A 14,523-nucleotide genomic window follows, 5' to 3' on the forward strand; every position below is an offset into this window, starting at 1 on the left:
GACCCGGGCGGGCCCGGGGTCACCCCTACCCCGGGCCCTGGTCCGCGGACGGTCCGGCTCAAGCGGCGGCGGACGGCGTGTAGTGCGCGGCCTCGTCGCCTTCGACGCGGTAGCTCTCCCGCCCGTCCACGCCGACCGGGACGTCGCCGGCGGCGGTGACGCGGTGCAGCAGCCGCGGCAGGTCGCCGTAGTCGTCGGACGCGTAGTGCTGCGTGATCCGGTTGTCGAACACGATGAGGTCGCCGGGGGCCCACGCCCAGCGCAGGATGTTCTCCGGCCGGGTCACGTACCGCTGGAAGAGGTCGAGGAGCGTGCGGCCCTCGCGCGGCGGCAGCCCGACGACGCTCTGCGCGAACCCGCCGATGAACAGGTTCCGCTCGCCCGATTCGGGGTGGACGCGGACGACGGGGTGCGCGGTCTTCCACGTCCGTGACACGAACGCCTTCCGGTGCTCGGCCGACTTCTCCGGGTCGGCGCCGCTGTTCGGCGGCTTCACGTAGTCGTAGTCGTTGGTGTGCACGGCCCAGAGCCGGTCGGCCAGCAGGCGCAGCTCCTCCGGCAGGTCCCGGTACGCGGCGCCGGTGTTGGCGATCAGCGTGTTCCCGCCGAAGGGCGGGATGACGAGGCTGCGCAGGGTGCTGATCTTCGGCGGCGTCTGGACGAACGTGACGTCGGTGTGCCAGTGGTTCGCCCGCCCCGACTCGCTGTCCACCGGCAGGATCTCGCGGTGCCCGTCGGCCGCCGGGACGGTCGGGTGCGCGCCGGTGAGCGGCCCGAAGCGGGCGGCGAAGGCGATCTGGTCGTCGTCGGTCAGGTCCTGGCCGCGAAAGCCCAGCACCTTGTGCTCCAGCAGGGCCTCCTGGATCTCGCGGAACAGCGCGCCGGTCAGCTCGCGGACGTCGACGCCGACGACCTCGGCGCCGATGCGGCCGCCGATCTTGCGGATGTCGAACTCGGACATTGCCCACCTCCTGGGGGACGGACGGTCAACGGAGCGGCGGTCCGGGGGTCGCTCCGGGGGTGCTCCGGAGCGGTGCCGTGCGGACCCGCCGATCGGTAGCGAAACACGGCCCCGCGCAAAAAGCAACTATTCCGATTGACTTAGTAGGAAATCGAGGTCATAGTCACGGTGTGTCCTCCATCGCCTCCCCACGCCCGTACCCCGACCCCACGAGAAGACGGCTCCTGTCCGCGCTCGCGGTCGCGGCGGCCGCCGTGCCGCTCACCGCGTCCTGCGGCCGCGCGCTCGGCGGCGGTGCCGAACGCACCGGCATCCTGCGCTACCAGGGCTGGACCGGACAGGTGATCCTCCCCGAACTCGCCGCCGACCTCGGCTACCTCGGCGAGGTGAAGCTGGAGTGGATCGGCAACACCATCAGCGGCCCGCAGGACGTGCAGAGCGCCGCCACCGGCCAGGTCGCGTTCGGCGGCGCCTTCAACGGCGCCTCGGTCAAGCTGCAGGAGTCCGGCGCGCCGCTCACGTCCGTCATCGGCTACTACGGCACCGACCGCAAGACCTACAACGGCTTCTTCGTCCTGGACGGCAGCCCGATCCGCGGGCCGCGCGACCTCATCGGCACGAAGGTCGGCATGAACACCCTCGGCGGCCACGCCCAGGCCGTCCTCGACCTCTACCTGCGGCGCAACGGGGTCGCCCCCGCCGACGTCCGGAAGGTCGAGGCGCTGGCGGTCCCGCCGGTCTCCCTGGAGCAGGCGCTGCGCCAGGGGCAGATCGACGTCGCCGCGCTCAGCGGCATCTTCCAGGACAAGGCCCTCGCCGCCGGCGGCGTCCGCGCGGTGTTCAGCGACTACGACTTCCTCGGCCCGTTCACCGCCGGGTCCTACGTGTTCCGCGACGACTTCATCGAGCGCAACCCCGACACCGTCCGGGCCTTCACCGCCGGGGTCGCCCGCGCGATCGAGTGGACCCGGACGGCGCCGCGCGCGGAGGTCATCGCCCGGCAGACGCGCATCCTCACCGCGCGCGGCCGCAACGAGAACGCCGACGCCCTCAAGTACTGGAAGTCGCTCGGCGTCGCCGGGCGGGGCGGCCTGATGAGCGACCGGGAGTTCTCGGTCTGGAGCCGCTGGCTGAAGGACGTCGGCCAGATCCGCGAGGTCGGTGTCCCGCCCCGCGACCTCTACACCAACGAGTTCAACCCGTACGCGAACGGAGGCGTCCCCCGATGACCGGGCCCGCGACCAAGATCAGCCTCTCCGGGGTCGGGAAGACCTTCCCGGTCCGCGGCGGCGGCGCGTTCACCGCGCTCGACGGCGTCGACCTCGACGTCGCCGAGGGCGAGTTCCTCGTCGTGGTCGGGCCGTCCGGCTGCGGCAAGTCCACCCTCCTCGACCTGATCGGCGGCCTGGCCCGGCCCACCGCCGGGCGCGTCGCGATCGACGGCGCCGAGGTGACCGGGCCCGCCCTGGACCGGGCCGTCGTCTTCCAGCAGTACGCCCTGTTCCCGTGGCGGACGGCGCTGCGCAACGTCGAGTTCGGGCTGGAGGCCAAGGGGCTGCGCCGCCGCGAGCGCGCCGACATCGCCCGCCGCCACCTCGACCTCGTCGGCCTGTCCGGCTTCGAGGACCGCTACCCGCACGAGCTGTCCGGCGGCATGAAGCAGCGCGTCGCGATCGCCCGCAGCCTCGCCTACGACCCGGAGGTGCTGCTCATGGACGAGCCGTTCGCCGCGCTCGACGCCCAGACCCGCGACTCCCTCCAGGACGAGCTGCTGCGCATCTGGAAGGCCACCGGCAAGACCGTCGTGTTCATCACCCACGGCATCGACGAGGCCGTCTACCTCGGCGGGCGCGTCGCGGTGCTGACCTCGCGGCCCGGCCGGGTGAAGGAGGTCGTCGACATCGACCTCGGCCCCCGCGACGCCCACGAGGACCTGCGCTCCAGCCCCGAGTTCGCCGCGCACCGGCACCGCGTCTGGTCGCTGCTGAAGGACGAGGTGCGGGCGGCGCAGGCCCCGGCCGTCCCGGCGCCGCGTGAGGAGGCCCGCCGTGGCTAGCACCGTCGAGGCCCCCGTCCTCACCGCCGGGCCCGAGGCGCCGGCGCCCCCGCCGCGCCGCACCGGCCGCCGCGCCACCGCGCTCGCGGGCACCGCCCTGCGCCGCTCGGTCGCCGTCATCGCGTTCTTCGCCGTCTGGGAGCTGGCGCCCCGCGCCCAGCTCGTCGACCCGGTCTTCCTGCCGCCGGTGTCGGACGTCCTCCCGGCGCTGTGGGACCTCGCCCGCAGCGGCCAGCTGTGGAGCAACACCGAGGCCAGCCTCGTCCGCGCCCTCGCGGGCTTCGGGCTGTCGATCGCCGTCGGAGTGCCGCTCGGGCTGCTGATCGGCTGGTACCGGCCGGTCGCGGAGCTGCTGAACCCGCTGCTGGAGCTGTTCCGCAACACCGCCGCGATCGCGCTGCTGCCGGTCTTCATCCTCGTCCTCGGCATCGGCGAGACCTCGAAGATCGCGATCGTGCTGTACGCGTGCACGTGGCCGATCCTGCTCAACACGATCAGCGCGGTCCGCACGGTCGACGCGACGCTCGTCAAGTCGGCGCGGTCGCTCGGGCTGCCCGCCGCCCGGATCTTCCAGAAGGTCGTGCTGCCCGCCGCGGTGCCGTCGGTGTTCACCGGCATCCGGCTGGCCGGCGGGATCTCGGTGCTCGTGATGATCGTCGCGGAGATGGTCGGCGCCAAGGAGGGCCTCGGCTTCCTGATCGGCTCCGCCCAGCAGAACTTCGCGATCCCCGACATGTACGCCGGGATCCTCACCATCTCGGCGCTCGGGCTGGTGTTCAACTACCTGCTCGTGCTGATCGAGCGCCGGTTCACCCGGTGGCGCACCGACGCGCGCTGACCTCACGGCCCCCGTCAGGTGAGCGGCATCCGGCCGGCGTCGGGCGCGCGGATCAGGAAGGTGCCCGCCAGCACCACCAGCCCCGACGCCGTCAGCACGAACTGGCCCGGCGCCAGGCCGAGCGGTGTCGCGCCGGCCTCCTTCAGGAGGTCGGCCGCGACGCCCGACACCAGCGCCGCCAGCGCCAGCCCGAACCGCAGCACGGCGTGGAACGCGGTCAGCGCCAGGTTGCGCTCCACGCCGCTCAGCTGCTCCTGGAGGAACGTGATGCCGCCGACCAGGGCGCTCGTCGCGGCGGCGCCGAACACCACCGCCCCGATGTAGGACCACCAGATCGACCCCAGCGCGCCCATCGACGCGATCACCAGGCCCTGCGCGGCCGTCCCCAGCTTGATCTGCGTCATCAGGCTGCCCGCCTTGCGGTGGACCAGCAGCAGGCCCGTGATCGCGCCCACCCCGAACAGCACCACCAGCGCCCCGAACCCCACCGGGCCCGCGTCCAGCACGTTCTTGACGAACACCACGCCCAGCGAGAACAGCGCGCCCAGCCCGAGCGCCACCACCGCCACCCCCGGCATGACGCCGCGCACCACCGGCAGCCGCAGCGACCGGAAGAAACCGCCCTGCGCCTCCCGCTCGGTGTGCTCCATCCGCCGCCGCTCCGCCGGGCCCGGACCGAGATCGGGGATCGAGCGGATCGCGAAGTACGACACCACGTACGTCGCCGCGTTCAGCCAGAACACCACCACGTACCGCCAGTGGCCCTCCCAGCCCGCCAGGTTCGACAGCCACAGCAGCAGCCCGAACGCGCCCGCGCCCACCGGGATCATCCCGTAGGACGTCGCCATCGTGATGCCGTTGGCCATCTCCAGCGTGCCGGTGTCGTGCTCGTCCTCCTCGTCCCCGATCAGGAAGGGGATCGCCGCGTCCCGGGCCGGCAGGAACACCAGCCCCACCACCTCGATCACGAACGCCCAGAAGTACACCCACACCAGCCACGGCACGATCGGCAGCGCCAGCGCCATGCCCGTCCGGATCATGTCCGACCACAGCATCACGCTGCGCCGCCGCCACCGCGTCACCACCCGCGCCGCCACCGGCGCGCCCACCGCGGACGGCAGCAGCCGCAGCACCAGCACCCCGCCCACCGCCGTCGTGGAGCCGCTCAGCTCCAGGACGAAGTACATCAGCGCCAGCGTGCCCATCCAGTCGCCGAAGGAGGAGACCGTCTGCCCGACGATGAGCCGCCGGAAGTCCCGGCGGCTCAGCTGCTCCTTGAGTCCCATGCGGGCTCCATCCCCGGTACCTCCGGCCGCGACGGCGCATCCAGGCGGGACGGGCCCGACAGCAGGCCGGCGAGCCGGGCGGCGGCGGTGTCCCAGCTCCAGGTGTCGCACGTCCACCGGCGCCCCGCCGCGCCCATCGCGGCGGCCCGCTCCGGCGACGCCAGCAGCCGGTGCAGGGCCAGGGCCAGCTCGTCCGGGCCGGTGGCGTCGATCAGCACCCCCGTCCGGCCGTCGATCAGCGACGCGCAACTGCCACCCGACCGGCCCACCACCACCGGCAGCCCCGCCGCGGACGCCTCCAGCACCGACAGCCCCAGCCCCTCCGTCTGCAACCCCCGCCGGTCATCGCGGCACGGCAGCGTGAACACGTCGGCGGCGGCGTAGTAGCGCGGCAGGTCCGCCGCCGAGACGAGACCCGCCAGCGTGATCGTCCCCGGCGCGTGCCGGTCCGCCATCTCGGCGAGCCTGCGGCGCATCGGGCCGTCCCCGACGATGACGAGCCGCGCGTCCGGGCGCCGCCGCACCACGTCCGGCCACGCGCGGATCAGCATGTCGTGGCCCTTGCGCCGGACGAGCCGCCCCACACTGAGCACCACCGGGCCGTCGCCGAGCCCGTGCCGCCGCCGGACCGCCGCCCCGTCCAGACCCGGCCGGAACCGCACCGTGTCGACCGCCCCCGCGAGCCGGACCAGCCGCGTCCGGTCACCGACCGCGTCCGCCAGCTCCGGCAGGGTCTCCTCGCACAGGTGGGTCAGCACGTCGAACGACCGCGCCGCCGCCCGCAGCGCCGCCCGCGTCGGCGGCGCCCGGAACCAGCCGAGCTCCTGCCCGTGCGCCGAGCCGACCAGCCACCGCACCCCCGCCGCCCGCACCAGCGGCGCGTACATCCCGAACGGCGCCGCCGCCGTGATCCACCCCGCCCGCACCCGGTGCCGCGCGACGATCCGGCGCAGCCCCCGGAACAGCAGGTACCCGTGCCGCCGCACCACCGGGAACCCCAGCCCCGCGTCGAACTCCGCCGCCCCCGCCCGCGCCGGCGCCACCACGACCAGCCGCTCCGCGGGCAGCCGCCGCACCAGCTCCCACGTGAACGTCTGCACCCCACCCGGTTCCGGGGGGAAATGCCCGGTCAGCACGAGGATCCGCGGTATCTCCATGCGCACACGGATTCCCGCACAGCCGCGCCCCAACCAACCGGCGACCCACCGGTCACTGGACGATGACGGCGTCCTTCGGAGCGTCCTTGTCCTCCGTCCAGCCGTCGTGGCCGGCGTCGGACCGCCATTGCTTGCCCGCGTAGCGGACCTCCGTGAGGCCGTACGCCTGCGCGTGGGCGACGGCCCAGCTCGCGACCGCCCAGCCCTCGCGCGGCGTCGCCGCCTTCACCGCGTTCCACGAGTCGGGGTCGGACTTCGCGCCCTGCGTCAGCGGGCTCGGGCCCGCGACCTTGAGGCGGCTGCCGAACGCGCGGCGCATCTCCCGGATCGCCGCCGGGCGCCGCGACTCCGTCTTCTTGTCGGGCGGGAACCAGCACCGCGCCGTGGCGGGCTCCCGGCCGGTGAACGCCGCCGCGAGCAGCTTGCCGTCCGGCTCGTGCTGGGCGTAGGCGGTGCCGTCCGCGCTGCGCTGCACCAGCTGCGCGGCGTCGTGCAGGTCGCGGTCGAGGTAGTCCTTGACCTTCACCAGGGCGTCGAAGAACTTGCTCGTGGACTGGACGGGGTCGCGGAGCTTGTCCGGGGTGCCCCAGCCCTGCGAGGGGCGCTGCTGGAACATGCCCACCGAGTCGCGGTCGCCGCCCGGCAGGTTCCGGATGTGCGACTCCTGGATCGCCGTCGCGTACGCGATCACCACGGCGCGCTCGGGCAGCCGCTTGCGGAAGGCCACCGCCGAGATCGTCGCCGCGTTGGCCGCCTGCTCGAGATCGAGCGGCATCGAGCCCTGCGTCGTCCGGACCTCGCAGCCCGTCCCGTGCAGGTACGGGCGCGCGCGGTCGAACAGCACGAACCCGCCGACGGCCAGCAGCATGACCCCGATGGCCAGGCCCACGGCCCAGCGCAGGCCGCGGCGGCCCCCGCCACCGTCCGCGCCCTCCTCGGGACGCTCCTTCAACCTCGCCCAAACAGCCACGCGAAGAAGGTACCGGGAGTTGGGTCCCAGTAAGCTCATGAGGCATGACCGAAACGTTCACCAGCCCGATCTCCGGCGGCATCGACGAGCTGTGGGAGCGGCGCGCCGACCTCACCCCGGACGACGCCGACGCGCGCGCCGCCATCGTGGCCGCCGTCGACCAGATCGACACGGGCGAGGCCCGCGTCGCCCGCATCGACCCCGCGACCGACGAGGTGCTCGTCGACGAGCGGGCCAAGCGGGCGATCCTGCTGAGCTTCAAGGTGCTCGGCATGGCGCGGGCCCAGGTGGGCGACTTCCGCTACCACGACCGCATCCCGCTGAAGAGCCGGCTCGACGGCGTCCGCGTCGTTCCCGGCGCCATCGCCCGCTGGGGCGCCTACCTCGCGCCCGGCGTGGTGCTGATGCCGTCGTTCACCAACATCGGCGCCTACGTCGACTCCGGCACCATGGTCGACACCTGGGCCACCGTGGGCTCCTGCGCGCAGATCGGCAAGAACGTCCACCTGTCGGGCGGCGTCGGCATCGGCGGCGTCCTGGAGCCCCCGAACGCCAAGCCCGTGATCATCGAGGACGAGGCCATGATCGGCAGCCGCTCGATGATCGTCGAGGGTGCCCGGGTCGGGAAGGGCGCCGTGGTCGGCTCCGGCACGAACCTGTCCGCGTCCATGCCGGTGATCGACGTCGAGACCGGCGAGGAGATCAGCCGCGGCCGCATCCCCGACTGGTGTGTGGCCGTGGGCGGCACCCGCTACAAGGAGTTCAAGGGCGGCACCTTCGGCCTCCCGGCCGTGCTCATCCTCAAGCGCCTAGAGGAAGGCCAGCGCCACGACAAGGCGTCCCTCAACGACATCCTCCGCGACCACGGAATCAACACCTGACACGGCCGTCCCTCAGCCGATCGGAGTCTCGGTGATTTTCAGGGGCCGGTGGGTGAGGACGGCGGTGGAGGCGGCGTAGCCGGGGCCTGGGGTCAGGTCGGCCATGCGGACGGGAGAGACCGCCGCGTCGCCCTGCCAGGCCAGGACCTCCGGGGGATCGTCGGGGGCGGAGAGGTGGATGTCGGTCATGGGGGCGGCCAGGCCGTGGCCCGTGGCCTTCAGGAGGGCCTCCTTGCGGGACCAGTAGGCGTGGAAGCCGCGCTTGCGGTCGGCCATCGCCGCCAGGACGGCGCGCTCGGGGGCCGCGAGGACCATCTCGGCGAGGCGGTCGACGTCGCGGTCGCTCTCGCGCTCCACGTCCACGCCCACCTCGGCGCCCTCCGCGAGGACGAGGACGACGCGGTCGCCGGAGTGGGAGAGGGAGAAGTCGAGGCCGCTGCCGGGCAGGCGGGGCTTGCCGTGCCCGGCGCCGCAGTGCGGGCAGTCGGTGGTGAAGCGGATGGTCTCCGGGGCCAGGCCGGTCGCCTCGGCGAGGGCCGTGCGGGCGAGGAAGCGGCCGGTGACGAAACGGGCCTTGTCCTCCGGGCGCAGGAAGCGGTCGTAGCGGTCGCGTTCGCCGTCGTCGAGCAGGGCGCGCATGGGGGGCTCGTCGACGGGGGCCGCCCAGCGGACGGCGCACTCCAGCATCTCCACAAACGTGATGATAGGACTTGAACATGGGGCTGGATCTCTTCTCGGACGTGGCCGAGCTGACGGCGGCGCTCGTCGACATCGAGTCGGTGAGCGGCGGGGAAGGGCCGCTCGCCGACGCCGTCGAGGAGGCGCTGCGGGCGCTCCCGCACCTGGCGGTGGAGCGGGCGGGCCACAACGTCGTCGCCCGCACCGAGCTGGGGCGCGGTGAGCGGGTCGTGCTGGCCGGGCACCTCGACACCGTCCCGCTGAACGGCAACCTGCCGTCGCGGGTGGAGGGCGACCGGCTCTACGGGTGCGGCACCACGGACATGAAGAGCGGCGTCGCGGTCGCGCTGCGGCTCGCCGCGACCGTTCCCGAGCCGAACCGCGACATCACCTACGTCTTCTACGAGTGCGAGGAGATCGAGGCCGAGCGCAACGGGCTGCGGAAGCTCGCGGCGTCGCGTCCGGAGCTGCTCGCGGGCGACTTCGCGGTGCTGATGGAGCCGACGGGCGGCCAGATCGAGGGCGGCTGCCAGGGCACGATGCGGGTCGAGGTCGCGGCGCAGGGGGAGCGGGCGCACAGCGCCAGGGCCTGGATGGGGTCGAACGCCATTCACTCCGCCGGGCGGATCCTCGACGTGCTCCGCGCCTATGAGCCGACGCGTCCGGTTGTGGACGGCCTCGAATACCGCGAGGGCCTGAACGCCGTGTTCATTTCCGGCGGCGTCGCCGGAAACGTTATTCCGGACGAATGCGTCGTCACCGTGAATTATCGCTTCGCCCCTGACAAGTCTGTGGCCGACGCGGAGGCGTACCTTCGGGAAATCTTCGCGGGCTTCGAGGTGACGGTCACCGACGCCGCGTCCGCCGCCCGGCCTGGGCTGACGCACCCGGCCGCGGCCGCGTTCGTCGCCGCCGCCGGGGCGGAAGTCCGCGCGAAACTGGGCTGGACGGACGTCGCCCGATTCGCCGAACTGGGCATCCCCGCCGTCAACTACGGGCCCGGCGAGCCGACCCTCGCCCACACCAAGGACGAGTACGTCGAGATGCCCCTCATCGCCGAGTGCGAGCAACGTATGCGCATGTGGTTGGCCGGTCGCACTAACGTGGCTTCATGACTTTGAATGCGGAATCCCCCTCGCGGCGACAGGGGCCGGCCATGCTGCGCGGGCGGGCGGTCCCGAAGACGACCACCGACCAGCGGCTGCTCGACGGCCGCGGCCCGGCCGACTGGGTGCACGCCGACCCGTGGCGCGTGCTGCGCATCCAGGCGGAGTTCGTCGAGGGCTTCGGGCTGCTCGCCGAGCTGCCGAAGGCGGTCAGCGTGTTCGGCAGCGCCCGCACCAAGCCCGGCTCGGCGGAGTACGAGCTCGCCGTCGACATCGGCGCCCGGCTGCACGCGGCCGGCTACGCCGTCGTCACCGGGGGCGGCCCGGGGATCATGGAGGCGGCCAACAAGGGCTGCGACGAGAGCGGCGGCCTGTCGGTCGGCCTCGGCATCGAGCTGCCGTTCGAGCAGCGGCTCAACGACCACGTCGACATCGGCATCGAGTTCCGCTACTTCTTCGTCCGCAAGACGATGTTCGTGAAGTACTCGCAGGCGTTCGTGGTGCTGCCGGGCGGCTTCGGCACCCTGGACGAGCTGTTCGAGGCGATCACCCTCGTCCAGACCAGGAAGATCACCCGCTTCCCGATCGTGCTCGTGGGGACGCAGTTCTGGGGCGGGCTGCTCGACTGGGTGAAGCAGTCCATGCTGCCCAGCGGCAAGATCTCCCCGCAGGACATCGACCTGATCCACCTCACCGACGACCCGGAGGAGGTCGTCCGGATCATCGTCGAGGGGCACACGCGCGCCGAGCAGGAGATCATCGAGGCCCGCGCACAGGCGGAGGCCGGGCAGACCGCCGCCGAGTGACCCCGGGGGCCGGGGGAATCGACGCGCCCGTACGGGGAAGGGCGCCCTCATGGCGCTGGACGTGATCACGACGCTGGAGCAGCTGGCCGCGCTGCTGGAGGACCGTCCGTCCCTGTACGTGCGCTGGTCGGCGGACCCGGAGGCCGACGAGTCCCGCCCGCACAGCGCGGACGGGCTGACCGGCGCGGAGCTGCCGGGCCTGTCCGCCAACCCGCTGGCCGTCGAGGAGTGGTGGGGGGACCGGTCCACGGTCCTGTGGGTGGCGCGGCGCCTGCACGACTACTCCCATCTGGAGCGGGCCCGCGCCCGCGGCGCCCGGCCGTGGGTGCTGGAGGGCGAGGAGGCGGGCCGCGGCCCCGACAACGAGCCCGTCGTGGCCCGTCCCGCCGCCGTCGCGCTGATCGACAAGCGCGTCCTCGACGAGGCCGAGAGCCTCCTGAAACGCGACGCGAACACCGACTGGGGCCCCCTCGACCGCGAGGGCGGCTGACCGGCTCTGGGCCGGACGTGCGGACCCGGACCGGCGCGGCCGGTGTGAGGGGCCGCGGGGCGGGTAGGGCGGCGCTGACATCACGGAAGGGGGACCGGTGATGAGCGAGCGGACGCCGAACGGAGGGGCCGGCGACGCGGCCCGGGGGCCCGAGGCGCAGGCGGGCGGTGCCCAGGAGGCGCCGGTGGGCCGGGAAGTGCATCCGGAGGAGTTCCGGCCCGATTCCACCGAGGGCCGCGGCGGGCGGCCGGAGGATCTCAGCCCGGACGACTTCGAATAAGCGCGGCGGTGTACCGAGGGTGTCCGCCCCGCGCGGAAACAGGCGCATCGAAAGAAGCGAGCACCCTCGAACGCACTTTTCGTCAGTACGTCGAATCCAGGTCGTGCGGCGGAAGGGGAGCGGGGAGCCACTGGGGCGGCCGGTCGAGCGGACTGCTGTGCGCAGGCGGCCGGTTCCGTGCCGTTACCGGGTGCAGGTCGAGGTTCGGGGATAAGGCGGACACGACCGCCGCCGGCAGCATGGTGGTGGCGGCCGGCGCCGCCCCGGAGAATCCGGTCGTGCTCTTGGCCGCATGGCCGTACAGCAGTGTGCAGATGCTCAGCAGCGGAATGGCGGATAGTTCCATGAGCCGGGTCGCCGGGCGGCGTCTTTTGGCGCCCTCCCGGAGCATTCGGGCCGCGCGCGACACCTGTCCGCGGCGCAGATCGCGGTTGATGACGATGACGGTCCGGCCGCTCTGCTCGCGCAGGTAGCCCAGCAGCCGGCTCGGCATCCAGGCCCGCGCGAACGGCCCGATCCGGCCACGCGGCAGGGCCGCGGTCTGCAGGTGCCGCCACACTTCGCCGGCCGCGTCGAGTTCCTCGTCCTTTCCGGCTTTGCCGCCGCTGATCAGAATGAGCGTCGGTTTTTCCGGCAGCAGCGATACGGTGAGGCACTCCCACCCCCGGGCGGACCGGAACGCCCGTTCGAGATCGAGCGGCGGGTTCCACTGCTGCGCCACGGCAAGCTGAGTACGCAGTTTCTCATTCTCGCGGGTCAGACGTTCGATGGTCTCTTTGAGGCGGCGTTCATCAGGGGAATCCATGACGTCTCCCGATCGCGTATCCGCGTCGTTCCGCGCCTCCGGGGCAGCACGATCGCGCAGACAGAAAAACTGGGTAGCAGATGCGCCTGCTACCCAGTTACCGACACTATATGTTGTCGGCTTTCCGCTGACGACCCTGCTGTTCGTCGAGAGGTCGGGGCACCGGTCGTCGCCGCTTGAGCAGGACGCCGGTCACGGCGGCCCATTTGTCCTCGTCGTCGGCGAGGGATTCCGGGGCGTCCCAGATGAACCGCAGGAAGGGGTCCCCCACCACTTCCTCGGGATAGTTTCCGTCATGGGAATGCTCGGCGGCCGGCGCGGCGGCCGCGGTCGCGGTGTCCAGGCGGACGGGCTCGCCGCCGTCCAGGATCGCGCGGAAGCTGCCGCGGCGCCAGCCGAGGCGGTCCTCCAGGGGGATGATGACGCGGTCGGTGTAGTCCCGGCCGCGGCCGGTCTCGATCTTGTTCACCACGGACAGCGAGGGGCCGCCCTCGGCGGCGAGGCTCGCCTGGGAGCCGAAGCCGAGTTCGATCCGCCGCTGCCGGACGATCTGCCCCAGCCGCCGCCAGGCCGCCGGCGGGTGGCCGGGCACGTCCTCGTCGCGTCCGTCCGACTCGTTCAAGGGAACAGGCTCCTTCTCGTGTCGCGGGGTGACGGCCTGACACGGTGCGTAAGTGTAGCGGAGCAAAACGGACTTTGACGAGTCGTAACGCGTTTTGGCCGGTCGCCATCGGATCCATGCACAACCCAAGGCATCGAGCACCACATGAGATGGTTAAAACGCGTCTTGATGCTGCACGACGCACTGAGATGCGTTACGCTTCCGGGCATGTCAAGATCTCCAGGCAGCGAGATTCCCGTGGAGCGCCTTCTGTACACGCCGCAGGAGGCCGCAGAGATCACGTCGTTCACCCGTGACTGGCTCGTCCGGGCGGCGAGCCGGGGAGAGATTCCGCATCGCCGCTACGGCAAGCGCCTGTTCCGGTTCGCGCACGAGGACCTCGAAGCGATCAAGGACATGGGCGCCTGCCCGGTCGAGCCCGCCGAACAGTGGGACCGGGCGAACTGAGCCCCTCGGGCGCCGCGAGCCCGGACACCGTGCCGCGGGCCCTGAACACCGCCCCGCAAGAAGGAACGTCACCATGAGCACCGCACCACCGCCCTCTCCTCGTGCCCGCACCGGCCCGGCCGGGGGTACCCGATGAACTGGCTCAGCCAGGGCACCATCGACGACCTGGCCGCGTCCGTCGCCGAGCACGAGGCCGCCGTAGAACGGGCCCACGACCAACTCGAGAACCACCGCAAGGCCGCCTTCCAGGTCATGGAGGTCCTGCACCGCCACCAGGGCCTGGCCGCCGAGGCGAAGTTCCTCCTGACGATCGCCCACGGCGCCGCGCCCATCCCGTCCCCCGGTGAGATCCGCGAGGTCGCCGGGGCGGACGAGGGGCTCGGCCTGGCGATCGGCAGCATCCGCATGGCGCTGCCGCCGGACGCGTCCCCCGTGCAGTACGGCCACCTGGCCGAGTCGATGCGCGCGCTGTACGCCGCCGCGCACGTCGTCGCCCTGCACGCGGACGAGCGCGCGCGCACCTCCGGGCCCCCGCCGCCCCGCCTCGCGCCGGAAGGGGAGGCGCCGGCCGCCGTGCCCCGCGCCCTGGCGCCCCTGCTGGGCCGCCAGGTCCGCGTGGACAACGCCGACGGCACCCGCGACATCGGCCTGCTCGGCTCCGTCGAAGGGGGGCAGCTCACCCTCCTGGACGAGGACGGCGTCCCCGTCGCGTGGCCGCTGCTGGACGAGGTCCTCGCGGTCCGGGCCTGGCCGCCCCTCGACGCGGCCGCCGGCCACGAGCCCAACGAGCGGGAGCACGGCGAGCCGGAGCGCGACCCGGACGAGGAGCCCGCCGACGCCCTCGGCGCGTCCGCCGGTCCGCCGTCCTGATCCCGGCGCTGACGCCGGACAGGACCGCTCTTCGAATCTCATCCGAACACCGCTCGCTGGCCGAAGCCTGCTACGACCTGGCCGAACGCTGGGATGCGCTGCCGCGCGACAGCTCCGGCGCGCACGCCGAGCAGCTCCGCCGCGTCGTCCGGCTGTACGGCCGGGCCCCGCGCTGAGGCGCCACTGACCACGTCGTCCCCCGGTTCTGGGGGGAGGGGGACGACCTTCGAGGGCGGGTCTCGAATGGGGGAGGAGATCCGCCGCCGCCGG

17 protein-coding genes are annotated in these 14,523 nt (G+C 72.8%); 10 read left to right on the plus strand and 7 right to left on the minus strand.

Features of this window, described 5'->3' with window-relative positions:
* Window positions 1–58 precede the first annotated feature (58 nt).
* A complete protein-coding gene (locus ACGFI1_RS08520) occupies window positions 59–961 on the minus strand; it encodes a TauD/TfdA dioxygenase family protein (protein WP_138640228.1) in 903 nt (300 codons plus the stop codon).
* 170 nt (window positions 962–1,131) lie between these two features.
* Between ACGFI1_RS08520 and ACGFI1_RS08525 the strand changes: the two genes are divergently transcribed.
* Genes ACGFI1_RS08525 through ACGFI1_RS08535 form a run of 3 tightly spaced genes read left to right on the plus strand, consistent with a single transcriptional unit; the run spans window position 1,132 to window position 3,855 of the window.
* Entirely contained in the window at window positions 1,132–2,190 is a 1,059-nt protein-coding gene (locus ACGFI1_RS08525; RefSeq protein WP_392784158.1) for an ABC transporter substrate-binding protein, read from the plus strand.
* A complete protein-coding gene (locus tag ACGFI1_RS08530; RefSeq protein WP_392732861.1) occupies window positions 2,187–3,017 on the plus strand; it encodes an ABC transporter ATP-binding protein in 831 nt (276 codons plus the stop codon). The genes ACGFI1_RS08525 and ACGFI1_RS08530 overlap by 4 nt, the downstream gene beginning before the upstream one ends.
* A complete protein-coding gene (locus ACGFI1_RS08535) occupies window positions 3,010–3,855 on the plus strand; it encodes an ABC transporter permease (RefSeq protein WP_138640225.1) in 846 nt (281 codons plus the stop codon). The genes ACGFI1_RS08530 and ACGFI1_RS08535 overlap by 8 nt, the downstream gene beginning before the upstream one ends.
* Before the next feature lie 14 nt (window positions 3,856–3,869).
* Here ACGFI1_RS08535 and ACGFI1_RS08540 read toward each other — a convergent pair whose 3' ends face one another.
* Genes ACGFI1_RS08540 through ACGFI1_RS08550 form a run of 3 tightly spaced genes read right to left on the minus strand, consistent with a single transcriptional unit; the run spans window position 3,870 to window position 7,268 of the window.
* The gene (locus ACGFI1_RS08540) at window positions 3,870–5,141 is read right to left on the minus strand and encodes an MFS transporter (protein ID WP_392784160.1); all 1,272 of its coding nucleotides are present in this window, start codon (window positions 5,139–5,141) and stop codon (window positions 3,870–3,872) included.
* The gene (locus ACGFI1_RS08545) at window positions 5,120–6,298 is read right to left on the minus strand and encodes a glycosyltransferase family 4 protein (protein ID WP_387072361.1); all 1,179 of its coding nucleotides are present in this window, start codon (window positions 6,296–6,298) and stop codon (window positions 5,120–5,122) included. Before ACGFI1_RS08545 ends, ACGFI1_RS08540 begins: the two co-directional genes overlap by 22 nt.
* A 52-nt stretch (window positions 6,299–6,350) precedes the next feature.
* Window positions 6,351–7,268: a hypothetical protein gene (locus tag ACGFI1_RS08550; protein ID WP_392784162.1), complete on the minus strand. Its 918-nt coding sequence runs from the start codon at window positions 7,266–7,268 to the stop codon at window positions 6,351–6,353.
* Window positions 7,269–7,312: 44 nt separating this feature from the next.
* Here ACGFI1_RS08550 and ACGFI1_RS08555 point away from each other — a divergent pair, with 44 nt between their 5' ends.
* Window positions 7,313–8,149, plus strand: coding sequence for a 2,3,4,5-tetrahydropyridine-2,6-dicarboxylate N-succinyltransferase (locus tag ACGFI1_RS08555; RefSeq protein WP_176195425.1), 837 nt, complete (start codon window positions 7,313–7,315; stop codon window positions 8,147–8,149).
* Between the two features lie 12 nt (window positions 8,150–8,161).
* Here the strand turns inward: ACGFI1_RS08555 and ACGFI1_RS08560 are convergent, their stop codons facing one another.
* The gene (locus tag ACGFI1_RS08560) at window positions 8,162–8,836 is read right to left on the minus strand and encodes a 4'-phosphopantetheinyl transferase family protein (RefSeq protein WP_392784567.1); all 675 of its coding nucleotides are present in this window, start codon (window positions 8,834–8,836) and stop codon (window positions 8,162–8,164) included.
* Window positions 8,837–8,865: 29 nt separating this feature from the next.
* Here ACGFI1_RS08560 and dapE point away from each other — a divergent pair, with 29 nt between their 5' ends.
* From dapE to ACGFI1_RS08580, 4 genes are all read left to right on the plus strand, one after another.
* Window positions 8,866–9,942: a succinyl-diaminopimelate desuccinylase gene (dapE, locus tag ACGFI1_RS08565; RefSeq protein WP_392784164.1), complete on the plus strand. Its 1,077-nt coding sequence runs from the start codon at window positions 8,866–8,868 to the stop codon at window positions 9,940–9,942.
* Window positions 9,939–10,739, plus strand: coding sequence for an LOG family protein (locus ACGFI1_RS08570; RefSeq protein WP_392784166.1), 801 nt, complete (start codon window positions 9,939–9,941; stop codon window positions 10,737–10,739). Before dapE ends, ACGFI1_RS08570 begins: the two co-directional genes overlap by 4 nt.
* 49 nt (window positions 10,740–10,788) lie before the next feature.
* Window positions 10,789–11,229: a DUF6098 family protein gene (locus ACGFI1_RS08575; RefSeq protein ID WP_301175017.1), complete on the plus strand. Its 441-nt coding sequence runs from the start codon at window positions 10,789–10,791 to the stop codon at window positions 11,227–11,229.
* 100 nt (window positions 11,230–11,329) lie between these two features.
* A complete protein-coding gene (locus ACGFI1_RS08580; protein ID WP_392784169.1) occupies window positions 11,330–11,509 on the plus strand; it encodes a hypothetical protein in 180 nt (59 codons plus the stop codon).
* Window positions 11,510–11,591: 82 nt separating this feature from the next.
* On the opposite strand, the gene ACGFI1_RS08585 is transcribed toward ACGFI1_RS08580, so the two are convergent.
* Both ACGFI1_RS08585 and ACGFI1_RS08590 read right to left on the minus strand, forming a co-directional pair.
* A complete protein-coding gene (locus tag ACGFI1_RS08585; RefSeq protein WP_392784171.1) occupies window positions 11,592–12,314 on the minus strand; it encodes a hypothetical protein in 723 nt (240 codons plus the stop codon).
* 106 nt (window positions 12,315–12,420) lie between these two features.
* On the minus strand, window positions 12,421–12,936 hold the full coding sequence (locus ACGFI1_RS08590) for a helix-turn-helix domain-containing protein (protein WP_386872494.1): 516 nt from the start codon (window positions 12,934–12,936) through the stop codon (window positions 12,421–12,423).
* Window positions 12,937–13,143: 207 nt separating this feature from the next.
* Between ACGFI1_RS08590 and ACGFI1_RS08595 the strand changes: the two genes are divergently transcribed.
* Both ACGFI1_RS08595 and ACGFI1_RS08600 read left to right on the plus strand, forming a co-directional pair.
* On the plus strand, window positions 13,144–13,383 hold the full coding sequence (locus tag ACGFI1_RS08595) for a helix-turn-helix domain-containing protein (protein WP_179271444.1): 240 nt from the start codon (window positions 13,144–13,146) through the stop codon (window positions 13,381–13,383).
* Between the two features lie 132 nt (window positions 13,384–13,515).
* Entirely contained in the window at window positions 13,516–14,253 is a 738-nt protein-coding gene (locus tag ACGFI1_RS08600; RefSeq protein WP_386872492.1) for a hypothetical protein, read from the plus strand.
* Window positions 14,254–14,523: the final 270 nt, after the last annotated feature.

The organism is Actinomadura geliboluensis (assembly GCF_043197915.1).
Classification (GTDB): Bacteria; Actinomycetota; Actinomycetes; order Streptosporangiales; family Streptosporangiaceae; genus Spirillospora; species Spirillospora geliboluensis.

Excerpts from the sequence above, each read along its gene's own strand:
- ACGFI1_RS08595 (WP_179271444.1), top strand. The coding sequence starts at position 13,144 with ATGTCAAGATCTCCAGGCAGCGAGATTCCCGTGGAGCGCCTTCTGTAC.
- ACGFI1_RS08580 (WP_392784169.1), top strand. The coding sequence starts at position 11,330 with ATGAGCGAGCGGACGCCGAACGGAGGGGCCGGCGACGCGGCCCGGGGG.
- ACGFI1_RS08600 (WP_386872492.1), top strand. The coding sequence starts at position 13,516 with ATGAACTGGCTCAGCCAGGGCACCATCGACGACCTGGCCGCGTCCGTC.
- ACGFI1_RS08575 (WP_301175017.1), top strand. The coding sequence starts at position 10,789 with ATGGCGCTGGACGTGATCACGACGCTGGAGCAGCTGGCCGCGCTGCTG.
- ACGFI1_RS08560 (WP_392784567.1), bottom strand. The coding sequence starts at position 8,836 with ATGCTGGAGTGCGCCGTCCGCTGGGCGGCCCCCGTCGACGAGCCCCCC.
- ACGFI1_RS08530 (WP_392732861.1), top strand. The coding sequence starts at position 2,187 with ATGACCGGGCCCGCGACCAAGATCAGCCTCTCCGGGGTCGGGAAGACC.
- ACGFI1_RS08545 (WP_387072361.1), bottom strand. The coding sequence starts at position 6,298 with ATGGAGATACCGCGGATCCTCGTGCTGACCGGGCATTTCCCCCCGGAA.
- ACGFI1_RS08555 (WP_176195425.1), top strand. The coding sequence starts at position 7,313 with ATGACCGAAACGTTCACCAGCCCGATCTCCGGCGGCATCGACGAGCTG.
- ACGFI1_RS08585 (WP_392784171.1), bottom strand. The coding sequence starts at position 12,314 with ATGGATTCCCCTGATGAACGCCGCCTCAAAGAGACCATCGAACGTCTG.
- ACGFI1_RS08520 (WP_138640228.1), bottom strand. The coding sequence starts at position 961 with ATGTCCGAGTTCGACATCCGCAAGATCGGCGGCCGCATCGGCGCCGAG.
- dapE (WP_392784164.1), top strand. The coding sequence starts at position 8,866 with ATGGGGCTGGATCTCTTCTCGGACGTGGCCGAGCTGACGGCGGCGCTC.
- ACGFI1_RS08570 (WP_392784166.1), top strand. The coding sequence starts at position 9,939 with ATGACTTTGAATGCGGAATCCCCCTCGCGGCGACAGGGGCCGGCCATG.
- ACGFI1_RS08540 (WP_392784160.1), bottom strand. The coding sequence starts at position 5,141 with ATGGGACTCAAGGAGCAGCTGAGCCGCCGGGACTTCCGGCGGCTCATC.